General features: G+C 38.1%; 22 protein-coding genes and 1 other RNA gene. 6 read left to right on the top strand and 17 right to left on the bottom strand.

All coding sequences use genetic code 11. The features are described 5' to 3' along the window. Window positions 1-2: 2 nt before the first annotated feature. The 5 genes from LV716_RS00430 to LV716_RS00450 form a co-directional block, all read right to left on the bottom strand. A complete protein-coding gene (locus tag LV716_RS00430; protein WP_163419319.1) occupies window positions 3-425 on the bottom strand; it encodes a nitrous oxide reductase accessory protein NosL in 423 nt (140 codons plus the stop codon). Window positions 426-435: 10 nt separating this feature from the next. After that, window positions 436-1065: a hypothetical protein gene (locus LV716_RS00435; protein WP_163419320.1), complete on the bottom strand. Its 630-nt coding sequence runs from the start codon at window positions 1063-1065 to the stop codon at window positions 436-438. Window positions 1066-1166: 101 nt separating this feature from the next. Continuing rightward, window positions 1167-3104 (bottom strand): Sec-dependent nitrous-oxide reductase, encoded by a 1938-nt coding sequence (nosZ, locus tag LV716_RS00440; RefSeq protein WP_370637533.1) that lies wholly within the window; start codon window positions 3102-3104, stop codon window positions 1167-1169. Window positions 3105-3157: 53 nt separating this feature from the next. Beyond that, window positions 3158-3733: a fasciclin domain-containing protein gene (locus LV716_RS00445; protein ID WP_163419322.1), complete on the bottom strand. Its 576-nt coding sequence runs from the start codon at window positions 3731-3733 to the stop codon at window positions 3158-3160. Window positions 3734-3745: 12 nt separating this feature from the next. Continuing rightward, window positions 3746-4252 carry a cytochrome c gene (locus LV716_RS00450; RefSeq protein WP_163419323.1) on the bottom strand — a complete coding sequence of 169 codons (507 nt, stop codon included), beginning with the start codon at window positions 4250-4252 and terminating at the stop codon, window positions 3746-3748. 120 nt (window positions 4253-4372) lie between these two features. Here LV716_RS00450 and LV716_RS00455 point away from each other — a divergent pair, with 120 nt between their 5' ends. After that, window positions 4373-4804: an Rrf2 family transcriptional regulator gene (locus LV716_RS00455; protein WP_163419324.1), complete on the top strand. Its 432-nt coding sequence runs from the start codon at window positions 4373-4375 to the stop codon at window positions 4802-4804. A gap of 459 nt (window positions 4805-5263) precedes the next feature. Here the strand turns inward: LV716_RS00455 and LV716_RS00460 are convergent, their stop codons facing one another. From LV716_RS00460 to LV716_RS00480, 5 genes are all read right to left on the bottom strand, one after another. Next, complete coding sequence (locus LV716_RS00460; protein ID WP_205600135.1) at window positions 5264-7525, bottom strand: TonB-dependent receptor domain-containing protein; 2262 nt, start codon at window positions 7523-7525, stop codon at window positions 5264-5266. Window positions 7526-7609: 84 nt separating this feature from the next. Continuing rightward, window positions 7610-7984: a hypothetical protein gene (locus LV716_RS00465; RefSeq protein WP_163419325.1), complete on the bottom strand. Its 375-nt coding sequence runs from the start codon at window positions 7982-7984 to the stop codon at window positions 7610-7612. A gap of 195 nt (window positions 7985-8179) precedes the next feature. After that, on the bottom strand, window positions 8180-9043 hold the full coding sequence (locus tag LV716_RS00470) for an MORN repeat-containing protein (protein WP_163419326.1): 864 nt from the start codon (window positions 9041-9043) through the stop codon (window positions 8180-8182). Between the two features lie 34 nt (window positions 9044-9077). After that, a complete protein-coding gene (locus tag LV716_RS00475) occupies window positions 9078-9905 on the bottom strand; it encodes a DUF2490 domain-containing protein (protein ID WP_163419327.1) in 828 nt (275 codons plus the stop codon). Beyond that, window positions 9902-11860 carry a hypothetical protein gene (locus LV716_RS00480; protein ID WP_163419328.1) on the bottom strand — a complete coding sequence of 653 codons (1959 nt, stop codon included), beginning with the start codon at window positions 11858-11860 and terminating at the stop codon, window positions 9902-9904. Before LV716_RS00480 ends, LV716_RS00475 begins: the two co-directional genes overlap by 4 nt. Window positions 11861-12146: 286 nt before the next feature. Here LV716_RS00480 and LV716_RS00485 point away from each other — a divergent pair, with 286 nt between their 5' ends. Then, complete coding sequence (locus LV716_RS00485; RefSeq protein WP_233759192.1) at window positions 12147-12641, top strand: hypothetical protein; 495 nt, start codon at window positions 12147-12149, stop codon at window positions 12639-12641. Here LV716_RS00485 and LV716_RS00490 read toward each other — a convergent pair. The 6 genes from LV716_RS00490 to LV716_RS00515 all read right to left on the bottom strand — a co-directional run bounded on the left by LV716_RS00490 (window position 12638) and on the right by LV716_RS00515 (window position 17830). After that, window positions 12638-13177 (bottom strand): 1-acyl-sn-glycerol-3-phosphate acyltransferase, encoded by a 540-nt coding sequence (locus LV716_RS00490; protein WP_163419329.1) that lies wholly within the window; start codon window positions 13175-13177, stop codon window positions 12638-12640. The two genes, LV716_RS00485 and LV716_RS00490, sit on opposite strands and share 4 nt — an antisense overlap. A gap of 50 nt (window positions 13178-13227) precedes the next feature. Beyond that, window positions 13228-14283 carry an iron-containing alcohol dehydrogenase family protein gene (locus tag LV716_RS00495; RefSeq protein ID WP_163419544.1) on the bottom strand — a complete coding sequence of 352 codons (1056 nt, stop codon included), beginning with the start codon at window positions 14281-14283 and terminating at the stop codon, window positions 13228-13230. Window positions 14284-14350: 67 nt separating this feature from the next. Further along, window positions 14351-15058: an HAD family hydrolase gene (locus LV716_RS00500; RefSeq protein WP_163419330.1), complete on the bottom strand. Its 708-nt coding sequence runs from the start codon at window positions 15056-15058 to the stop codon at window positions 14351-14353. Beyond that, on the bottom strand, window positions 15049-15762 hold the full coding sequence (kdsB, locus tag LV716_RS00505; RefSeq protein ID WP_205600144.1) for a 3-deoxy-manno-octulosonate cytidylyltransferase: 714 nt from the start codon (window positions 15760-15762) through the stop codon (window positions 15049-15051). Before kdsB ends, LV716_RS00500 begins: the two co-directional genes overlap by 10 nt. 40 nt (window positions 15763-15802) lie before the next feature. Further along, window positions 15803-16366, bottom strand: a complete 564-nt coding sequence (locus LV716_RS00510; RefSeq protein WP_163419332.1) for a DUF4126 domain-containing protein — start codon at window positions 16364-16366, stop codon at window positions 15803-15805. Between the two features lie 30 nt (window positions 16367-16396). Next, the gene (locus LV716_RS00515; protein WP_163419333.1) at window positions 16397-17830 is read right to left on the bottom strand and encodes an ATP-dependent RecD-like DNA helicase; all 1434 of its coding nucleotides are present in this window, start codon (window positions 17828-17830) and stop codon (window positions 16397-16399) included. Between the two features lie 107 nt (window positions 17831-17937). Here LV716_RS00515 and LV716_RS00520 point away from each other — a divergent pair, with 107 nt between their 5' ends. The 4 genes from LV716_RS00520 to LV716_RS00535 all read left to right on the top strand — a co-directional run bounded on the left by LV716_RS00520 (window position 17938) and on the right by LV716_RS00535 (window position 20678). Next, window positions 17938-18672, top strand: a complete 735-nt coding sequence (locus tag LV716_RS00520) for a hypothetical protein (protein ID WP_233759193.1) — start codon at window positions 17938-17940, stop codon at window positions 18670-18672. Next, window positions 18653-19486 (top strand): DUF3822 family protein, encoded by an 834-nt coding sequence (locus LV716_RS00525; protein WP_163419334.1) that lies wholly within the window; start codon window positions 18653-18655, stop codon window positions 19484-19486. Before LV716_RS00520 ends, LV716_RS00525 begins: the two co-directional genes overlap by 20 nt. Beyond that, entirely contained in the window at window positions 19486-20028 is a 543-nt protein-coding gene (locus LV716_RS00530; RefSeq protein ID WP_163419335.1) for an RsmD family RNA methyltransferase, read from the top strand. The genes LV716_RS00525 and LV716_RS00530 overlap by 1 nt, the downstream gene beginning before the upstream one ends. A gap of 92 nt (window positions 20029-20120) precedes the next feature. Then, window positions 20121-20678, top strand: coding sequence for a hypothetical protein (locus tag LV716_RS00535; RefSeq protein WP_163419336.1), 558 nt, complete (start codon window positions 20121-20123; stop codon window positions 20676-20678). Window positions 20679-20746: 68 nt separating this feature from the next. On the opposite strand, the gene rnpB is transcribed toward LV716_RS00535, so the two are convergent. Continuing rightward, window positions 20747-21067: RNase P RNA component class A (gene rnpB / locus LV716_RS00540), an RNA gene on the bottom strand. Between the last annotated feature and the right edge of the window lie 101 nt (window positions 21068-21168).

Here is a 21168-nt window from a genome sequence, read left to right on the forward strand (position 1 = left end):
TATTATCTGAATTTCTCTTTAAGCTGCTCCCATGTGAATATTTCGCCTCCATGTTCATCAAGTCCCTCTTGTGCGGCATCTTTGGTTGCAAAAGCAGTTAAATACTCGCCCATTGGACTAGGTATTCCTTCAGAAATCAAAAAAGTGGCTTCGGTTACATCAATTAGTTTTCCTGGTACATTGTAGTCGTTCGCCAACCCAATTTGAATGGTTTCTTGGTCGATATCTTTAAGATGGTTAAGCATGCATTCGGTAGCATCAAAATTGAATACCTTTCCTTTTTTGGTGACCATCTGTGCAGCATGTTGTTTGTCGACAATTGTCATTTTACAATAATGACATCCAGCCTCACCATAGGCAATTGGTTTTGGACCAATAGAACATGATATACCAAGAATCAAGGATAAAAACAATATCTTCTTCATAAGCACGATGTTAAGTTGAATAGTTAAGATTGCTCGCTTTTTTATACTTCCAACCCAAATAACCGGCGATTAGGGTAAGGCACATGCCAAGAAACATGAAATAGGCCCCAAGTCTTGGATAGGAGTACGCATCAAAATTCAACATTTTTTGATGCCCCAATAATGGTGGTTTATAACTCATTGGAGTTCCGTCTGGGTTCACCAATTTCATTATCGCTTTTGGGTCTAGGTTTGTTCCATAATCCAACAACCAAGCATTAAAGTCGTACATGCCCAAAACACCTAGAATGGTCATCAAAATAAACCATCCAAAAAACCAATGATAGGATATTTTATCGAAGTACCCCAAAGCTCCGAAGAGTACCCCAAAACCTACCATTCCACCGATAACGAGCGGAAATACACTAAATTCCCACATATCTTCTGGCTTTGGCAACGTTTTCATGCCAATGTAGTGGTTGAGGCCATCTATATTCTGAATATCAAACTCGCTTTGCCCCTGCAAACCATTAATGTAAATATTGATTCCCAAAGGTTCTGGATATTGTGGTGCTCCCAGTTCTATGTTCCACAATGGGAACACGAAAAGTCCCATTAATAATGCAGAACCAACTATCATTGCTAAACTAGCCTTTTTCATTTATTCATTTTTTGATTATGACACCTTGATGTTTCCCCTGTAATTAAAAAAAAGCGGGCAGGTCATCGACACAGCCCGCTTCTATCATTGGTTAGATGGTGTTACTCTCCTAAAGACCAAGAAAGTTCAATGTCTGAATTTGCTGGAGATACCCGTACGTATCCCTGCATTTCTTGATGTAATGCGGAACAAAAATCTGTGCAGTAAAAAGGCCATACCCCTACTTTTTTGGGTTCCCAAATAGACGTTTTTGTCTGTCCTGGCATAACTAATAGTTCCGATGTATTCTGACCGATTATAGAGAAGCCATGTGGTACATCAAAATCTTGCTCATGATTGGTTATATGGAAATAGACCTTATCCCCCACCTTAACTCCTTCTATATTGTCTGGTGTAAAGTGACTACGAATGGTACTCATATAAATGTGCACTTCATTACCATTTCTTTCTACTCTGGCTTCCGATGGATTACTAACCGCATATGGGTGTTTATTATCATCCAATCTGTAGATTTTCTTGGATTTTGGCGCCAATAATTCAGCTGGACATCCTGCTGCATAATGTGGTTCACCGTGGGTCGGAAAATCGTAGATCAGCTCCATTTTTTCACCAGATATGTCGTAAATCTGTGCAGAGTGCTCCATTTCTGGTCCAGTGGGCAAGTAACGATCTTTCGTGATTTTGTTCATCGCCACTACATACTTGCCAAAAGGTTTACGGGAATTACCGCCAGGAATCATAAGGTGACCTACGGAATAGAAGGTTGGTTTACGGTCTACAACTTCCCAGGTACCAAGTTTCCATTTCACAACTTCGGATGAAATAAAGAACGTTGTGTATGCATTGCCTTTTTCATCAAATTCTGTGTGAAGTGGTCCTAGTCCACCACTTTTTACTGTTCCGGCCAAAACATCTTCAAACTTTAAAATAGGGATTCCGTAAGCTTCACCATCAAACTTTTCATCCTCTATCGCTGCAATCATTTTATCAAATGAATGTACCGTTAAGTCGGCGGAAAGCTTACCGTTGCCAATTATGTATTGACCAGTTGGATCAACATCGCAACCATGCGGAGATTTTGGAGTTGGCAAGAAAAATACAGCTCCAGGAACTTTTAAAGGATCTACGGTCAAAACCTCTTTTTTCATTGTGCTCGTTCCCATATGAGTACCTTCATCGTAAACGTTATGGGCATAGTCGGCAGGCATTTTGGTTCCACCACCATTGTTTACATATTCTTCAATCTTTTTCCAATTTACCGCAGCTATAAAATCTTTGTCATTTTGAGATGAATTCACTTCCATTAAAGAATTTGCTTCTTCGGTATTATAAGTAGTAAAGAAAAACCATCCATGACTATCGCCACGACCGGGGTGTGAAAGGTCATAGTTAAAACCGGGCATCAACAATTGAAACTTAATATCCATATTACCGTGTTCCGGCTCTACACTGATAAAGGTCAGTGCTCCCTTAAAATTGCCTTTATATTCGTTGATTGGCATATCCTTTTGAGGGACCGGTACGGAAAAACGTGTCCCTGCGACCACATATTCCGTGTTTTCGGTTATGAAAGAAGAACTGTGATTACCAGCACTGTTAGGTACTTCGATGATTTCCTCTGTTTCAAAAGTACTTAGGTTGATTCTTGCAACACGTGGCGTGTTATTACCATTGATAAAAATCCATCTTCCATCCAATTCTCCATTAGTTTGCGAAATATCTGGGTGGTGCGCATCATCCCAAGGAACAAATCCAAAAGATGTATTCAACATGGGCTTAGTTTCTTCTGAATACCCATAACCAGATGTAGGAAATTGTGAAAAAACCGGGATTTCCTTGAACATTCTGCCAGACGGCAGACCATACACGGTCAAGTTACCGCTATATCCTCCTGAAAGGAAAGCATAAAACTCATCTTGTTGTCCGGGGGCTACGTATACTTTTTCTGCTGCGCTCGACCCCAAAGCTCCATTGGATGAAGATTTGTTGCTACCATTGCCGCAACTTGAAATAATCATGGCGACCCCGATCAAGGCCATCATATAATAGTGATACTTTTTCATTCTTGTTATGTATTTAGTTTGTTTAAATTCTATTCCTCGGAAGGTGGTAGTATGACTTTGTCCACAACATGTACGATTCCATTGCCAGCAGGTACGCTTGCCAATATTTTTGCACCGCCAACATATACATCATCATCTTTCACCTCAACCGCAGTGTTTTGATCGTTGGCTTGCCCCAATTTTTTAAACTTTTTCAGAAACTCCTTATCATACTTGCCAGGGGTAACATGATGCTTCAAGATATTGGCTAAAGCATCCTTATTTTCTGGCTTTAGCAGGTTTTCCACAGTTCCTTCGGGTAGCGCATCAAAAGCTTCGTTCGTAGGTGCAAATACCATCAATGGCCCTGCATTGACCAAAGCATTTTCCAAATCTGCAGCTTGTACCGCCGCAACCAAGGTTGTATGATCAGGTGAGTTTATGGCTATGCTCAATACCGTAGGGGTAGATTCATCATTTTGGATAAAGGCTTGTCCTTGCTCTTTGGATACTTCCACACCAGTAGTTGATACCGGTTCGGTTTTAGTTTTAGTATTGCACGCCGTTACCATAAATAAAATCAGTAATGGTACAAATAGTTTCATGGTTGATTCTTTTGTTTTCATATACATTAGAGTTTAGAGGGTTCTGAAAAATTCCAGCAATGAACGTGTCTGTTCAACCGTAAGGTTTTGATTCGACATCGCAGCACCATTAAATTCTACCAAAAGGTCTTTTGCACAGCGATCTTCTTCGGTCATCAGCTTTGGGTCAAGAATCATGTTCATAACCCATTCTGGGCTTCTTCTATCAAGAATCCCTTCCATTTTTGGCCCTATGAAACGTTTGTCGGTTTTATGGCAAGCGGTACAATTGGTTTTGAACAGTTCGGCCCCTTTCGTTACCATATCATCATCAATCTCTGAATCTAGGGTAATTTCCTTTATTTGGCCTACTCCTTTATTATCCAATGTAATTCGTTGGGAAGCAGGCACTTTATCGGTTTTAGGAGCTGCTTCTTCCACTTTCTCGGTAGATTTGGTTCGGTCCACACTAAACCCATCTTTCTTTTTCGCTTCTTTACCTCCACAACTAAAAAGGAAAAAGGCACATAAAACTGAATAAAATGCAATATTTACTTTCATAGAAGGCTATTTTTAATAATTTTTCAAAAATAACTCCTCTTTAATGCTAAAAACATGATATATGTCATATAGAAGATAAAAAAGTCTTTTAATCTTTATATTTGTTGAAAAATCTTGCTTATGCTTTCCACTTCTACTAAATATGCCCTAAAAGCCGTACTTTATCTTGCGGTTAATTCTTCTGAAAAGAAGAAGATTTTAGCAAAGGATATTAGTAATCCTACCAATATTCCAAAAGCATATTTATCAAAGCTATTACAGGAACTGTCACGACATCAAATTGTATCCTCCGTTAGAGGGCCAGGTGGTGGATTTTATATGACACCTGAAAACATTAAAGTTCCATTAATAGAAATTGTAAAGGTCATAGATGGTGATAGTCGACTTAATTCCTGTATGTTGAGCCTTAGTGAATGTGATGAGGAGCGCCCATGTCCTATACATCACCTAATCGGTAATGCCAAGACAAATTTTGTTAAAAACCTTGAACAGCATCGTTTAAAAGATTTGATTGAAAGTATACAAAGTGGCAAGTCTGTTTTACCACTTTAACAGCATAGTCTTTAATCGGTTTCCCTTAAAATTTCAGGTTTGAAACATTTATGGTTTTATACTTCTAAAGCAAAGAGTAAATATGAAAACTAAATCTAAATTCAACACTACTCTTTATCTATCTGAATCCCAATATCGCCTCTTAAAGACAAGACAAAAGAAAGTTTGAACGATACCAAAACTAATCTATTGGAAGAGACTCAACATCCATGTCCGACGAACTGTAAAAAGGGGAAAACATATACGACTAAAGATGTATCCGCTATTTGCAAAATGATTTAGCTATCCTTTAAGAAACAAATAACAAGACCCATTCTATCACGCAGACGGCAATTACAATTGCGAAGGTGATAAATGCCTGTGCCCATTGTGCAGAGTAAGCAGCGTCATATTTTTAGAAATGAAAAACCTTCCAAAGCTTAATTTGGAAGGTTTTTATATTATTAAAGGCGAACTGTGCTAAAAAGCAAAATTAATCGATGCGAACGCATTTCTGCCCGGAGCGAAAATTGGAACATTGTTCCCTCGTACCGACCTGTTTAAATGCTCATAATAGTTTTCATCAAAAATATTGTTGACCCCTGCTGTTATTTTGGCCCCTTTCGTCAGTTGATAAGCCACTTGAACGTTCAATAATGAAAAGGCTGGAGTTTCTGTCTCCCCAAACTCCCGTGATATTCGAGACTGTTGCATGACATGCCTAAATACCAATTCGGGTTGAAGTTTACCATCTGCATAATTACCTATTAAACTGTACCTTAAATCTAAAGGAGCTATTTCTGGTAGGGGTTCATTACGTTCCAAATCTTTTGCATAGGTATAGGCAATACCCAATTGATGTTGTAGGCCTACCAACAATTCTTGGTTCCAACTCAATTCAAATCCTGTTTTATAGGCATCCTCTATATTGACAAATTGCCGTACCCCAGGACTCGTTGGTAATCTGGGAGATAGGTCATCATCAATAAAAGAAGAAATGAAGTCTTGTAAATACCCAGCAAATACATCAACGTTTATATTCGTATGATCGCTTTTCCATTGAAAAGTTACATCCAGTTGGTTGTTGATCTCTGGATCAAGTTGTGGATTGCCCAACAATTCAAAAGGATCTTGACCTACCGGAAAAAAGTTGATAAAACGTTCGGTAAGCCCTGCGCTACGCTGTGCTCGCCCCAACCATATGCCAAAGGTGACATTCTTGCCCGTATTAGTGGTTGCGCCCAAACTAAAACTCGGATTGAACTGTGAAACACGGGTATCGCCATTGGCTTGTACAAACTCATCGGCAGCATCATTAATATCTGCTGTATTTAGCTCTAAGCGAGTAGAAAAAACCAATAGGGTCTTATTTAGATTCAAGTGGTATTCACCAAACATACTACCCTTGGCAATATAACCATCTTGCCACGCATTATCTTCGAACGTACGGCCCGCATTCGGTCCCATCAGAAATTCACGTATTCGTATGCCTTCTGCCCCTTCACGCCTAAAATCTGCACCGGCAAACAGGTTTGATTTCTCAAAGTTCCAGACACCTTCGGTTCTACCTCCAAAATTGTAAGTGGTAGCATTCGTTTGCGCATTTAACATCCTTGGATCTAAAGGTTTTAAAAGATTATCCATTAAATGGTCTACAAATGAACCGAATATGGTGGTATTCCACGAACTCAGGTTTTTTTTATCAAAAGTCATATCATGTCTGGCATTGAATAGCCAAGTATCATCATCTCTCAAATCCATCGGTAAAGCAGGAAAATCAGCATCTCTAGCGACATTGTAAATAACCGAAAATCTGATTTGGTTGCTATCCGTAATTCTAAAGCCCATATTGGTACCAAAACTTCCACGGTTAAAGTCAGCAGCTATGGTCTGACCATTTCCTGCTGTATAATCGTTGCCTTCAGACCAGGAACCAAATAATGAGATATCATGGTTGTCGCCACTAAAACCTAGTTTTCCCTCATTTCTAAATACTGTTCCATTACCTTCATATCCGCTTGAAACCCTACCATATATCTCGTCTTGCTCTGTGAAGCGTAACTTCACGGGCACAAAATTAATAGTCGCCCCAAAACCTGTTCCAAAGCGAAGGGCATGGGGGCCCTTGAGCACCTCGATTCTATCTAATATGTTTGGAGCCATTTGGCTTGTAGGCGGATCCATACGATTTGGGCAAGCTGCTGTCGCACCCTGTGCACCATCTAGTACAATGTTCAATTGGTCGTATTTAAACCCTCTAAATACGGGGTCAAAACCATAATTGCCCCCTTTTCTAATACTGTTTAACGCTGGGTTCTGGTTGAGTACGGCAGCACCGTCATGTGCCAGTTGTTCTTGATAGCCCATCTTCAATCTGTCATTAGGCTTTTCATTAGGCCTAAGTGCAATCACCGTTACCGGATACAAATTGACCATGACACTTTGCCGGTAAAAAACTTTATCACGGAATAATGTCAAGACCTCTTCGTCATCTAAGGTCCATTTTCCATAATTGATGTGTGAAAAGATAATGGAATTCTTCTCATCATATGAAACTTGAAAGTTTCCATTTCCATCTGTTATTCCATTTTGAATTCCGTATTCAAAAGTTGCCCCTACAATTGGCAGGGTATTATTCTTATCCAATAATTTAATTGTGCTGGTCTCTTGGGCTACCATAGAAAGGAAGCCCATATAAATTAGGGCGACCAGCCACCCTTTATAGTTTCGTGTAGATTTCATAATCGTAATTTGATAGTTCAACTTTTGCACGCTCCATTGTTATCAGCAAAATCGATGGTGCTTGCAGCTATTTGATTCCTAGATTCAGGCGGTTTGGGGAGGTTGAACTAGCTCAAAAACCAAAAGACGCCCATTGAGCGAATTATGGTATAAAAAAGAAGATTTTACGATAAAGATATAATTGTCCATCCTTTGAATAAGGCTGTCCACTTGGTCAAATGTAATTTGGGGGATTTCCATTTCCTGGGACGTTCCGAACGGATTTTCTTCATTCTGTTCGGTTTCCTTTGCTATCATTACGGCGAGATAACATTTACCATTACATTGAAGCTGGGGTTTATCTTTGTTCTCACAAAGAACATTTGAGATATAATCATAATTAAGTATATATTCCGCAACTGGCCAAAGTGGCTTGACCAACATAAGAATAGCAACAAAACAGATTACCAAACTTTTCATGCGAACAAAAGTACAGTACCTTTGAAGGTGGAAATATGATAAATGTCAATATAAAAGACTTACTTATCCTTTATTTCATGATTACCTAGTATTCTTGCAAATAGAAGGATTTATTTTGCATTTTATCCAACAATCTTAATTATGATTGGTAGCATGTCATTTGGGATAACAGCTTAACTTAAAGTAGCTATTGATTTAAGACTTACTTTTGTCTTCTTCGACCAATTTGTCATTCTTCCAGATACCTTGGGTGACAACTTGGTTATCAGCACCATAAAACACACCTTCGCCATTGCGTTTGTCATCTTTCCATTGGCCTGTATATTTTTCTCCATTAGGCCAATAATAGGTGCCATATCCGGTTCGTTGGTCATTTATGTAATTTCCTGAGTAGTGTTCGCCATCTGCCCAGTAAAAGTTCCCTTCACCATGGCGTTGGTTATCCTTCCACTCTCCTTCATAGCGGCTCCCCGTATTCAACAAAGCTATACCATAACCATTGGCCTTATTATTTTTCACTTCGCCCACATAATGAAACTGACTACCTTTTTTATTGGTGAACGTTATGTACTCACCAAAAGACTTTCGCTGTAGCTGCCGTTTTATACCCACCAGTTCTACTTTGGTTTTCTCTAAAACAAAGTTCAAGGAATCGTACTGTTTAATTTCTCTGGGGATACTGGAAATTCGAACATTTTGAATGGAATCCAAAGAATCTTTTTCTGTCAAGTCCAATTCAGAAAATTGTTGGCTCCTGTTTAGGTTGGATAACTTTTTGGCAATATCAATACGCAGCTGTATTCCAGAAGCTTCTTCTACATCTTTATCCGACAGCTGAGAAGTATACGCATTTATGGCTGAATCGTATTCACCAAGTACGAGCAAAGAGTCGATACGCAGTAACTCGTCATACTCGCTTACCTTTTTAAACATGCCCGAAGCCTTATCCTCAGAAGTTTTTAATTGCTTTTTTAAGCTGGTAATCTTAAAAAATCCGTATGTAGCTATTAACACCATAACCACCAATAAAATCATTCCAATATTTTTTGCCTTATTCATAGCTTATGTATTGTTCTTTGTATTGGATAGTGTTTTAGTCATCTAAGTGAATAGCAGGAAGTTTGTTTTTGACTTTTCTGATATCAGGTGAAAAGTAAACATGGAAACGCATGGTCCAACCCTGTTTAAATATGCCTGCATTTTCTAATGTTTGTCCCTTCGAATACATCAATCCTGCGGCCAATGTTAATCGTGGAGTTACAATATAGCCCAAAGTAGTGGTCAAGCGCAAATCTTCCATAACACTACCGACCACTTCTTTACCACTTTGCATAATCAATTCTGCTTCCGGTGAAACGTAAAGTGTCCTTGGTACTAGTTTGTGATTGGTCAAAGGGACTTTTGCCCTGAACATGTAACGCCATCGATTCCTAAAAATATATTCGCTGTTTTCCTCAAAACCTTGGGTCCATCGATGCTCAATCCTGATCCTATGGTATATCATGGCACTGTACAGAGGTTGTGCAAATTGGTACTGATGCCAGATACGCCATTCGGGAACGACATTTCGTTCCGTAGAATTTTCATCAGTATTAAAATTTATGCGCACTACCCCTCCAAGACTAAAATTGACCTTTTTTGAATAAATATATCCGATAGCATGTCGATTATATATTTGACCTATTTGACCAATAAACGGAGTATCTTCGGTTTCTTCAAAGCGAACATGGGTTTGGGCATCCCAAAATAGACGTTTTGATATACGGATATTGCCGTAAGAATTAAACCATACTCTGGTAACTGGGTCTTTAAACTTGGATTCTTCTGGAAGCACTTCACCATCCTGAGCCACCATCGTGGATACAAAACACGACAAGCACAAAGCTGAAAACCAAACTATATTCTTACAATATACCTTCATTTCTCAGTTTTGCCAAGGGATTCTAAATTGAACAACTGTATAATCACCAATGGATCTTGTTCCCTTTTAAGTTTGCGTTCCAACCTTGAGGTATCTTCATCTCGCATTTCCAACATACGCCGGTGCGTATTGTTCAACAATCCGACCAGTTCTTCAACATTGTCACAATCAAGCTCTGTTTCTACCCTGTCCAATATGTGTGGGATCAATACTCTTTGGTACGCAGAGGTTATACGTTTTTTCACCTCTTCATTCATTATGTTTGCCATAAACGGGTTCCAAATGGCATCTTGATACTTTTCCTCAATAACTTGCATCCTAGCTGGTTGCTGTGCCAGTGCTTTGGTCAGCGTATCCATAGACTCAAAGCAACCCACTAAATGATGACCAAGCTTCATTTTCTCTTTGGTCTCATCCATTTTTGAATATCGGGTAAGGTTTTCTTCTGAGGTGGATTTTATTTTTTCGAAGGACTTCATGTACCTTGATGGCAATTCATCTGACAAAGAATCCAAATCTTTGTTCAGTTGATTTACCTGTGCTATTATCTTCTCTTCCAAAGCAATAAACTCCTGTTGTCGTTTATCCTTGGTCAGTTTATCGTTTAAGACCTGTTGAATGGAATCTAAACTGAACGTAGCATAGTGTGCCATTTGATAAATTGACGCTATGTTATTTTGGGTAAAATCAAAGTCCGGCGCTATTGGTCCTTTGAAGACCTTGTTTTCATTTTCTTGACCGCCAACAATTATTTCGGTGGAAGGTTTTCCATTTGGCCATACATATTCAATCAATTCGTCAATTGGAACGTATTGAAGAATATTCGATTCATGAAAACCCAAAATATTTTCCAGGGGATCAACAAAGTTTTCAGAAATGGCGACAACAACGGAATGTAGGAATTGGGCATCTTCATCGGCCATTTTCAAAATGGTCAATTGTGTGTTGTTCAATAATGAACCACTTATCAATTTGGACTTTTGATATAATGTTTTTACGGAATCCATTTGTTTGGATTCTAAAGAATCTATAGGGTAATAAGGAACTTTGACCTTAAACTCCGGATAGAAAGCTGATTCACCTAATTCAGATAAAACACCATCTATCTTTCCATAATATGTGGCGTTTGTCGTAAGTGATTTATTGATAGCACTTTGTGACAAATCAAAAGTGTCGCGAGATTGCTGTATGACATCAAGAATCTTTAGATAGTTATCATCCAAGGTGATGATTTTTTCGTCAAGAATCCTGCTTTGGTAAAGGTTGATTACTTTGTTTTCACCATCTGTATTTAATTCAATCTTCTCTAAACGACCATCTTTAAAATACCAGCGTTCCACCACGTCAATGTCATCTTCGGAATAAAGTGTCCACTCGTCATGTGCCAATCCATTGCGCAAAAATCTACCCACCAGTGTTGTACCTTCACTTTCAATACGGAAACTTTTTTGGGGCACTCCGTTGTTAAATTCAATGGCACTCTTGAACAGTACTTCATCTACCTCGGAGTCTTTGATGCGGTTTTTGGTTATGGTCCATGTTCCATCAGGTTTTCCATTGTCCAAAATACCTTCCGCTTCTTCTTGCGTTCCTGTAATGTTCAAAATGTATTGATAATCCAATACCTGCGTAATACTATCTGACTGGAATTCGCCGAACTGAAATTTCCAATATCCGTTAGGGTAATTATCTTTAAACACCCCTTTGAACAAGAAAGAATAGTCACTTTTTGCCAATAAAGCGCCGAGGTTCGAACGTTGCAATTGAAACGGGCCGTCCAATACAGTATCGTTTTCTACCATTTTGTATTGAAAGTCCGCCATGCCTTTATACTTTCCAACTTTAAGGCTGTCCCTATAGGAAACGACCTGACAGTGGGCAATCGTTGAGAAAGAAGCAAATACTAGGATAGCTACCCTCCTGACCAGTAAGTTCTTTATTGGATTATTCGACATTTTCCTTTGGTACTATAAAATATACGAACGGGCTAAAGCCTTTAAACATATCATCCATCATAAGCTTATACGTAGGGATTGGAGAAAAAGATTATATTTTTTGTTAAAGGGACATTACTTTTTCCAGTTCTTCAATTTGATATCAATTTTTATAAAAAAAAGAAATTTAGAATGCCTACTTATTGAGATTCTATAAGGTACTTGAAAATAGTATCATAACTACTTGAACACCCCGATTTTGTAAACTCTCGGTCAGTTTTACGACAAAGAACAAAACAGACCCAACATGAGAAATTTATTCTTAGTCTTCATTTTACACGTATTTGCTAATAGTGTTCATTCACAAGAGATGACAGCTGATGGACTCCACGATATCATAGTAAAACAGGCGGACACGGTGAAAACCAATGGAAACTCATATCAATTCTCGATTAAAAAAGTGGTATTGATTTGTGTTTTTGATGAAAATGCCAATCGGATGCGCATTATTTCCCCTATTGTAAAACGTGAGCGTATTGGTGAAGAAGAGCTGTTGAATGCCATGGTCGCCAATTTCCATTCGGCACTGGATGTAAAATATGCACTGAGCGATGAAATTATCTGGTCTGTTTTTACACATCCACTCAAAGAACTATCGGAGCATCAGGTAGAGGATGCCATTAAACAGGTATATGCAGCGGCGCTTACTTTTGGAGGGTCTTATTCAAGTACTGATATGGTTTTCCCGGGAAACACAAAAAAAATAGAGAAACCCAAACCCCAGATTTTGAAAAAAATCTAAAAACTGTATTCAGGAATTTTTCCCACTACTCCTTCGAAAAAATTATGGAATACTTTAAAATCCTCTTGCATTTCCCCGGTAGGATAAATTGCTTTTGAAATCTTCACCTGTTTTTTCCCAAAATCAAACGCAACGGCCACTATGGGAACTTGGGCCATTACTGCTATATGGTAAAATCCTGTTTTTAGTTCCGAAACTTTTTTACGCGTACCTTCCGGAGCCAAAGCAAATCTAAAAACCTTGCGTTCTTTAAAAATGTTTACAATGCTTTCAACGGTATTGGAACTTTTTGAACGATCAATCGGCGCTCCTCCGGTCCATCTAAAAAACCATCCAAATGGAGGTTTAAAGAGACTTCGCTTACCAATATAATTGATTTCTTCATTGATTACTTTCCGAACCAACAATCCTAAAAAGAAATCCAACCAATGGGTATGGGGAACAACAGCAACAACACACTTATCGACATTCGGAAACCCCCCTATCAGTTTCCAACCTAAAATTTTAAAATATAGAAACTTGTATAGTTTACGCATGGAAGGTGTTTGTTTTGCTTATTGAAAGCAAGACTATATAATAATATGTTCTAGATTTTTTGATAAATGGTTTGTAGGCGTTCTGGGGTCATGATTTGTTTCCAGTCCTTACCCAGTGCATTCTCCCATAACGCTTCCATACCCAGGGAAACGCCAATCAAGGTATCAAAATCATTTTGGGTCAAATCTGCACAGATCCCCTGAGGCAGTTTTATATTATGTTTAGTTAGCATTTGTTTAAAAAGATTCACTCCATTTGGATAAAATTCTTCGAGATGTTGAAAAACAAGACAATTTCCAATCCCATGTTTTATTCCCAAAAGATACGAGAGACCATAACTCATAGCATGTGCAACGCCTACCTGTGAATACGCAATGCTCATACCACCATGCCAAGAGGCCATCATAAGTTTATCTCTAGACTCACTTTCCGAAATATTCCCTAAAAATACATCTTTGCAAAGCTCAAGGGCTTTTTCGCCATAGCTCTGGCTAAATGCGTTCAAATATGTACCGTGCAAAGATTCGACACAATGTATAAAGCAATCCATTCCTGTATAAAACCATTGTTCTTTAGGAACGGTTTTTGTCAAATTTGGATCTAAGAGCACCTGATCATATGTTGTATGATCTGAATTTATTCCAAGTTTTTTTTCTGGTCCCAATAGTACTGTTGTTCTTGAAACTTCGGCCCCTGTTCCACTTATTGTGGGGATTCCAACATGATATATGGAAGGACTGCTAACCAAATCCCAACCTTGATAGTCTTTGGCCTGTCCCTTGTTATTAAGAAGTATAGCAACAGCTTTTGCTAAATCCAGAAGTGTGCCCCCTCCTATACCCACAATCCCAGATGGTAATTCACTGAAACTTTCTCTAATTTCATGTACTAAAGCATCCACTTGCTCTGTTTTAGGTTCCTCTTCCGCAGAAACAAAAATTAACCTGTCGTTGAACATCAATGGCATGCTCATCGCGAGTTCCTTGTTCTCAAAATAATCGTCCACTAAAAAGATGAACGGAGCATTGGAATTTCTTCGCTTGGGCAACAAAATATCTCCTAACTGACTAAAACTGCCTTGTCCAAAAACCACTCTAGGAACCATTGGAAAATTACGGTATGTAGTTTTCTTCTCTAACTTTATTTCGCTTTTCTTCAAATTGTTTTCCGTCTTATACGTTATCCAAATACTTTAAAATTTCTCTAAGGCTGTTCAGTTTTAAGTGGTTGTTTATTTGTTCGGAATCATTTACCATTTCATGTACCCATGTTGTATGAAAAGGAATATGGATGGCTTTGGCTCCAATATTCAATATAGGTAATACATCTGACTTTAAAGAATTTCCTATCATTAAAAACTCTTTGACATCAATTTCCAAATGCTCCAATAGGTTACTATAATTTTGTTCTTTTTTATCGCTAAGGACCTCTACGTGATGAAAATATTTGGAAATCCCGGATTTTTCCAGCTTTCTTTCCTGATCTAAAAGATCGCCTTTGGTGAGTACAATTAATCTGTATTTATTTTCCAGTTTGGCCAAGACCTCTTCCACTCCATCCAATAATTCAACGGGATGCGATATCATCTTTTTTCCCAAATCCAAAATTTTGGAGATTGTTTCCTGGGGTACTTTATCATTTGATAAATCCAATGCGGATTCTATCATGGAAAGCATAAACCCTTTTATACCATAGCCATAAAGGGGCAAATTATCCATTTCCATCTTAAAGAGTTCTTGGTCAATTTTGTTTTTGGTCTCATACCCTTCCAACAACTCCGTAAATCGCTCTTCCGTATCCCTAAAATAGGTTTCGTTCACCCACAAGGTGTCATCGGCATCAAAACCAATAACCTTTATATCCTTAAAATCTATTTCCATGCCTTTTTTGCTCGCTCTAGGTCTTCTGGTGTATCAATCTCTATACCAGCTACGTGCGTTTCGACCATTTTTATTTTTTTCCCGTATTCCAAAAACCGAATTGCCTCTATCTTCTCCTTAGCCTCTAATGGAAGCATGGGCAACCGTTGAAAATCCAACAAGGCCCTTTTCCTAAAAGCATATACCCCCTTGTGCTTGTAATAGGTGGCTTCACTATTCTTGTCTCTTGGATATGGAATTGGTGAACGTGAAAAGTAAAGCGCAAAATCCTGATTGTCCACGATAACTTTCACTGTATTCGGATTGGAAATTTCGTCCCAATCGGTTATTGGCGTCATTAAGGAAGCTAAGTCGATTTCCTTTTTTTCATCTTGGTGAAATACCTGTATTACTTTCTGTAAGCTTACTTCGTCTATGAACGGTTCGTCACCTTGAACATTGACCACAATATCAACATCCAGTTCCGTAACTGCTTCAGCAATTCTATCACTGCCACTTTCGTGCTCATTTACACTCATAAGTACATGTCCGCCTATGGCCGAAATCGTATCAAAAATTATAGCGCTGTCCGTCACTACATAAACCGCATCAAACAATCCAGTTTGGATGGCCGCTTCATAAGTTCGTACGATTACAGGTTTACCTTCCAGATCTTGCATAAGCTTAGCCGGAAACCTTGAAGCTTGGTACCTAGCGGGTATCATTGAAATTATTTTCACGAGTATTTGTTTAAAATGTGTGAAATCATTTTCTGGGTCTCAGTTTACGATATATCCTGAATATTATGAATAAAATAATAATGACTAGAATTGCTGCAATCGGTGGCACCAAGATTGAAGCGGTCGAGACTGCTACAGCAGTTCCCGTTTCAATTGTTGATATTACGGGATTTGCCACACCTCCTGTTGTAGTACTAGAGGTCACCCTCCCTACAGCATTGGCTCCTTTTATGGCTGTTGCAGTGCCGCCCCCTGCGATAATGGCCAAGGACCATGTTATGACCGGGTCTAAATTTGCCACGGTAGATACCATCACAGCAGTACCTGCAATCGCTGCCAAGGGTACGGCAAGACTATCCAATAGATTATCCACCCACGGTATGAAATAAGCAAAAATCTCTACGATCATTGCAACACCCAACATGATCAATGCCGTTAAACTTCCTATCCATTGCCAATTATCATTAAGTTCCCAAACACCCAGATACGCTGCAAAACTTAAGGCAAAGAGTGGCAGAAATACTCTAAAACCTACAGAAGCGGCTAGGCCTATGCCTAAAAAAATACTTATGATAGTGTCTGGTGACATCCCCATGATTTTGACTAAAATAGGTTATTCTCAGTCAACAAAAAAATCATCTTTAAATCCAATAAGAAATAGTTTTTCTTTAGATCTGGTGACCGCTGTATACAGCCATCGTAAATAATCCTTGTCCACGCCATTGGGCAGATAGGGTTGCTCCACAAAAACAGTGTTCCACTGCCCTCCTTGGGATTTATGACAAGTTATCGCATAGGAGAATTTAACTTGTAGTGCATTAAAATATTTATTGTTTTTTACTCCCATAAACCTCTTGTATTTAGACTTTTCGTGTGCGTAGTCCTGAAGCACTTCTTGATAGAGTCGGTTTCCCTCTTCATAGGAAAGTGATGGTGTCTCTGCATTGATCGTATCCAACAAAAGAACAGTTTCAAACGGTCTCTGATTAGGGTAATCTACCATTTTCACCTTTACTTCTGCAAATGAAAATCCGTACAAATCTACTATCGAAAACAGTTCCAGAATCTCTATAATATCTCCATTGGCGATAAACCCGGCTTCCGAGTTAGGTCTTAACCAAAAATAATTGTTCTTCACCACCATCATAAAATCCCCTACCGCTATCTCATTATCCAGAAAAAGTATGCGTTCCCTTATATTTTGATTGTAGAGATTTGCCCTTTTATTGGAACGAACGATAATCGCGGTTTCCTCTTTCCCATTTTGGTTATAGGCGGTATCGATAGCTTCCTGAATTTCCGTGCCATCGATCAATCTAATGATATCTTTAAAAGGATTTACTTCAAATTTAAATTCTTCAAAAAAATAGGATTGAAGCTGTTCCCTTAGATTGGTGGCATTATATAGGATTCCCGAATCACTTGTTTGCCGCATTACCTCATCCAATTCCAAGCATTCAACTTCTTTGTTGTAGTTCAATGAAAGCCTTTGTTCTTCCATAGCGGGGCTCAAGTCTAGTTTTACAGGTGGTAACTGGGCAGTATCACCGATCAACAGTAGTTTACAATTATGACCGGAATAGATGTAGAACATTAAATCATCCAATAACGAACCATTTTCGAAAAGTTTGGAATCTGCAGGGGTATTGGGAATCATGGAGGCTTCATCGACAATGAAGAGCGTGTTGCGATGCTTATTGGGGGCTAAAACAAACTGAATACCGTCTCCGGTCTGTTTTTTTGGAAAATATATTTTTTTATGGATGGTAAACGCTTTGTTACCTGAATAAACGGACATCACCTTGGCCGCCCTACCGGTGGGAGCCATTAAGACTGCGCTCATTTTCACTTTCCAAAGACTGCTCACCATAGTTCCTACCAAAGTCGTCTTTCCAGTACCAGCAAATCCTTTCAATAGAAATACTTCCTCTTGTTTCGTATTCAATACAAATTTTGAAAGTTTTTCTAAAGCCACCCTTTGTTTTAAAGTTGGCGTGTGCGGAAATTTTTCCAATAAGATGGCTAAAAAAGCGGTCGGTTCAAAATTGTTCATACGCTTCTAAATATAGGGTGGATTTTTGGAGCAAAAAGTTTCGTGATTAAAAAAAAATTGTAGATTTGTCTGTAACCGCTAAATTAATTCAGAAAGACAGTATTAGTATGTTAAACTTAATCATTATTGTTTTAGTTATATGCCTTTTGACCCTAGGCCTTGTATTCTTGATAGACAGATTTTTACCCCAAAAAGTAAAGCCAATTCTTGTTATTGTTTTCGGACTTTTAAGTATTTTCTTAGGATATCAAATTTATCAATCTATAAATGCACCTATTGAATTCAATAAGGTAAGAAAAGAAAGATTTACCCAAGTCATAGCAAAACTAAAAGACATTAGAGATTCCCAAGAAGCCTATAGAACGGTAAATGGAAAGTTTGCAAAAGATTTCAACAGTCTTATCCAGTTTATCGATACCGGAAGCTACACCATTACACAGCAAAGGGATTCCTCATTTATGCGTTTTGATAAAACATATCAAATCGAACTTCAAAAAGATACTGTTATCATCGACACTCTTGGATTGGTTAAGGTCAAAGATTCATTGTTTAAGAACGATTTAAGCTATAAGACAATGATGAACGTTCCTTATGCGCAAGGAGATGAGAAATTCGAAATGAAAGCTGACATCATAGACAAACAGGGATTCAAAGCGCCAGTTTTTGAGGCCAAAGTCAAGAAAAATATTATTCTTTATGACCAGCCTGAAGATTTGTTGGCAAGAGAAAATGCACACCAAAGTGTTGAAGAGGTCAATGGTACAGAAATAAAAGTAGGTTCTCTTACGGACGTAAGTTCAAACGGTAACTGGCCTCCAATTTATGACAGAAAAGATAAGTAAGATAACGAGTCCAGACACAGATAACACTTTTAAAAAATTGTCCATTCAGGTTGGCCTGAATGGACTTTCTTTTTGTGTTTTAGACACAATCTCCAATACAGTATTGGCTTTTGAAAAAATAGATTTCAAAACCGCTTCTACCCCGTATTTACTTCTCAAAGAGTTAAAATCAGTTTTAAACCAACAGACAAAACTTGACAAAGATTTTGCAGAAGTTGTTGTCATTCATAAGAATGCATTGTTCAGCTTGGTTCCCAAAACACTTTTTAATAAAGAAGAACTACCGAATTATCTTAAGTTCAATGCCAAGATAATGGCAAATGACCAGATTGTTTTCGATGAAATTGTCAATCACGACATCGTCAACGTTTATATTCCCTTTACCAATGTCAATAATTATATTTTTGAACTCTTTGGTGAATTCGAATTTAAACATAGCGGTACAGTTCTGATAACCATGTTATTAAACCAGACCAGAACGTCTACAGAACCGACCTGCTATGTTCAAGTCTCCAAAAAAGAAATGGAAATTGCTGTAATCGCTGATAAAAAAATACTTTTTTACAACCATTTCGAATACAAGACCAATGAAGATTTTATCTATTACCTACTCTTTAGTCTAGAACAGTTACAATTGAATTTGGAGAAAGTACAATTAAAATTATTTGGGCTTGTAGAAGAAGATAATCCCATCTATGAGCTGTGCTACAAGTACGTAAAAAATGTCTCTGTATTTATTCCGAAAAATAGCATTTTCCCAGTAGAGGATATAGAGGGAAAAACATTTGATTTCACATTATTAAGTGCCTTATAATGCGAATCATATCTGGCAAATACAAGGGAAAAAGACTTGTTGCACCCAAAAAACTTCCAGTTAGACCAACAACAGACATGGCCAAAGAAGGATTGTTCAATATACTGAACAATAGATTTTACTTTGATGAACTGAAAGTAATCGATCTCTTTGCAGGTACTGGAAATATTAGCTTTGAATTTGCATCTAGAGGAGCCAAAGAGATTATTACAGTCGATAGCTACTCAGGATGCATCCAATACATTTCAAAAACCGCAAAAGAACTTGATTTTTCCATCACTACATTAAAATTTGACGTTTTCAAATACCTGGGAAAAACCAAGGAAAAGGCTACTATCATCTTCGCAGACCCACCTTATGATTTTGAGGATGGAAAGTTTGAGAGAATCATAAATACAGTTTTCGAAAGAGAATTGCTATTGGAAAATGGGCTTTTAATCATTGAGCATTCTGATCAAACTAATTTATCCCAACACGAACATTTCTCGGAGAGCAGAAAATATGGTGGAAGTATTTTTAGTTTTTTTGATTCTAAAAGTTAATAATTTTAGCCTTTAATCGAAAAACAGTTTTATTCCATAATCCTTGTGCTGTGATTTCGTTTACAGTAAAGAAACCATAACCTCATAATAACATGAAATATTTAAAACTATTTTTTCTATCGACTTTACTCATCTCTTTTATTTCCTGTAGCGATGATGATGAAACCCCACAAATAGATTCCGATTCTTTGTTGGGAACTTGGACAATGATCTCTTTGGACGCAGATACTGATTTAGATGGAAACTTTTCCATAATAGATATCGAAAGTTCTACAAATACCGTCGGCGAAAATTTTGACTACGACCTTACCTTTACGGAAACTGGATATACCGTAGAAGGCAGCTACGACCTTGTCACTACTGGTACAACAAATGGACAACCAATCAATGATACCACATCCATCACAGATGTATCAGAATCAGGTACGTATACGTTGGATGGAAATACGATTACCGTTGATGGTGACTTGTACGAATATGATATAAATGAAGTAGATTTAAGCGGAGTATTAACCGACCAATCTGCAAAAGTTTCTTTAAATTCCAATGGACAATTGGTAATAGATCAAATTATAGATCAAAACGTCAACGAAGAAGGTATTATGTTTACAGTCAAGATAGACGCCACCACAATTTGGAGAAAAAAATAGATGCTATTACTTTATGTATAATTTTATAATCAACGTCCACCATTTTTTAAAAAATGGTGGACGTTGATTTAAAAAAGCAGGCCATAAGCCGGATTCTGTACATCCCTAAAGGAAGTTCCTTATCATTTATCTAGACTTTCAGTTACCCAAAAGTTCCAACCGCCTACCCTCCAATTTGGGCGTGCAGCCCTCAAACATTGGTTTACATGACGTTTCACCGCATAGAGTTTACCTGATTTCACTACAGCCTAACTGTACTTGCTTTCTGTTGCACTGGTCCTCATCTTTCGATGGACGGGCGTTACCCGCTATGCTGCACTATGGTGTCCGGACTTTCCTCCTTGTCCCAAACTTGATTTGGGACCTCTAAAAAAATGTTGCCAAATTCAAAGAGATGCCGAAACAAGTTCGGCACAAGACGATAAGGTGGCCTGCTGGCAGCAAAGGTAAAGTAATTGTTAATAAAAAATAGCTTACTTCTTTAAGCTTA

The sequence above is a fragment of the Flagellimonas sp. HMM57 genome (assembly GCF_021390175.1).
Lineage (GTDB): Bacteria > Bacteroidota > Bacteroidia > Flavobacteriales > Flavobacteriaceae > Flagellimonas.

What these genes read in the sequence shown, in the direction of transcription:
- LV716_RS00430 (WP_163419319.1), bottom strand. Translation starts at nt 425, where the DNA reads ATGAAGAAGATATTGTTTTTATCCTTGATTCTTGGTATATCATGTTCT.
- LV716_RS00435 (WP_163419320.1), bottom strand. Translation starts at nt 1,065, where the DNA reads ATGAAAAAGGCTAGTTTAGCAATGATAGTTGGTTCTGCATTATTAATG.
- nosZ (WP_370637533.1), bottom strand. Translation starts at nt 3,104, where the DNA reads ATGGCCTTGATCGGGGTCGCCATGATTATTTCAAGTTGCGGCAATGGT.
- LV716_RS00445 (WP_163419322.1), bottom strand. Translation starts at nt 3,733, where the DNA reads ATGAAAACAAAAGAATCAACCATGAAACTATTTGTACCATTACTGATT.
- LV716_RS00450 (WP_163419323.1), bottom strand. Translation starts at nt 4,252, where the DNA reads ATGAAAGTAAATATTGCATTTTATTCAGTTTTATGTGCCTTTTTCCTT.
- LV716_RS00455 (WP_163419324.1), top strand. Translation starts at nt 4,373, where the DNA reads ATGCTTTCCACTTCTACTAAATATGCCCTAAAAGCCGTACTTTATCTT.
- LV716_RS00460 (WP_205600135.1), bottom strand. Translation starts at nt 7,525, where the DNA reads ATGAAATCTACACGAAACTATAAAGGGTGGCTGGTCGCCCTAATTTAT.
- LV716_RS00465 (WP_163419325.1), bottom strand. Translation starts at nt 7,984, where the DNA reads ATGAAAAGTTTGGTAATCTGTTTTGTTGCTATTCTTATGTTGGTCAAG.
- LV716_RS00470 (WP_163419326.1), bottom strand. Translation starts at nt 9,043, where the DNA reads ATGAATAAGGCAAAAAATATTGGAATGATTTTATTGGTGGTTATGGTG.
- LV716_RS00475 (WP_163419327.1), bottom strand. Translation starts at nt 9,905, where the DNA reads ATGAAGGTATATTGTAAGAATATAGTTTGGTTTTCAGCTTTGTGCTTG.
- LV716_RS00480 (WP_163419328.1), bottom strand. Translation starts at nt 11,860, where the DNA reads ATGTCGAATAATCCAATAAAGAACTTACTGGTCAGGAGGGTAGCTATC.
- LV716_RS00485 (WP_233759192.1), top strand. Translation starts at nt 12,147, where the DNA reads ATGAGAAATTTATTCTTAGTCTTCATTTTACACGTATTTGCTAATAGT.
- LV716_RS00490 (WP_163419329.1), bottom strand. Translation starts at nt 13,177, where the DNA reads ATGCGTAAACTATACAAGTTTCTATATTTTAAAATTTTAGGTTGGAAA.
- LV716_RS00495 (WP_163419544.1), bottom strand. Translation starts at nt 14,283, where the DNA reads ATGGTTCCTAGAGTGGTTTTTGGACAAGGCAGTTTTAGTCAGTTAGGA.
- LV716_RS00500 (WP_163419330.1), bottom strand. Translation starts at nt 15,058, where the DNA reads ATGGAAATAGATTTTAAGGATATAAAGGTTATTGGTTTTGATGCCGAT.
- kdsB (WP_205600144.1), bottom strand. Translation starts at nt 15,762, where the DNA reads ATGATACCCGCTAGGTACCAAGCTTCAAGGTTTCCGGCTAAGCTTATG.
- LV716_RS00510 (WP_163419332.1), bottom strand. Translation starts at nt 16,366, where the DNA reads ATGTCACCAGACACTATCATAAGTATTTTTTTAGGCATAGGCCTAGCC.
- LV716_RS00515 (WP_163419333.1), bottom strand. Translation starts at nt 17,830, where the DNA reads ATGAACAATTTTGAACCGACCGCTTTTTTAGCCATCTTATTGGAAAAA.
- LV716_RS00520 (WP_233759193.1), top strand. Translation starts at nt 17,938, where the DNA reads ATGTTAAACTTAATCATTATTGTTTTAGTTATATGCCTTTTGACCCTA.
- LV716_RS00525 (WP_163419334.1), top strand. Translation starts at nt 18,653, where the DNA reads ATGACAGAAAAGATAAGTAAGATAACGAGTCCAGACACAGATAACACT.
- LV716_RS00530 (WP_163419335.1), top strand. Translation starts at nt 19,486, where the DNA reads ATGCGAATCATATCTGGCAAATACAAGGGAAAAAGACTTGTTGCACCC.
- LV716_RS00535 (WP_163419336.1), top strand. Translation starts at nt 20,121, where the DNA reads ATGAAATATTTAAAACTATTTTTTCTATCGACTTTACTCATCTCTTTT.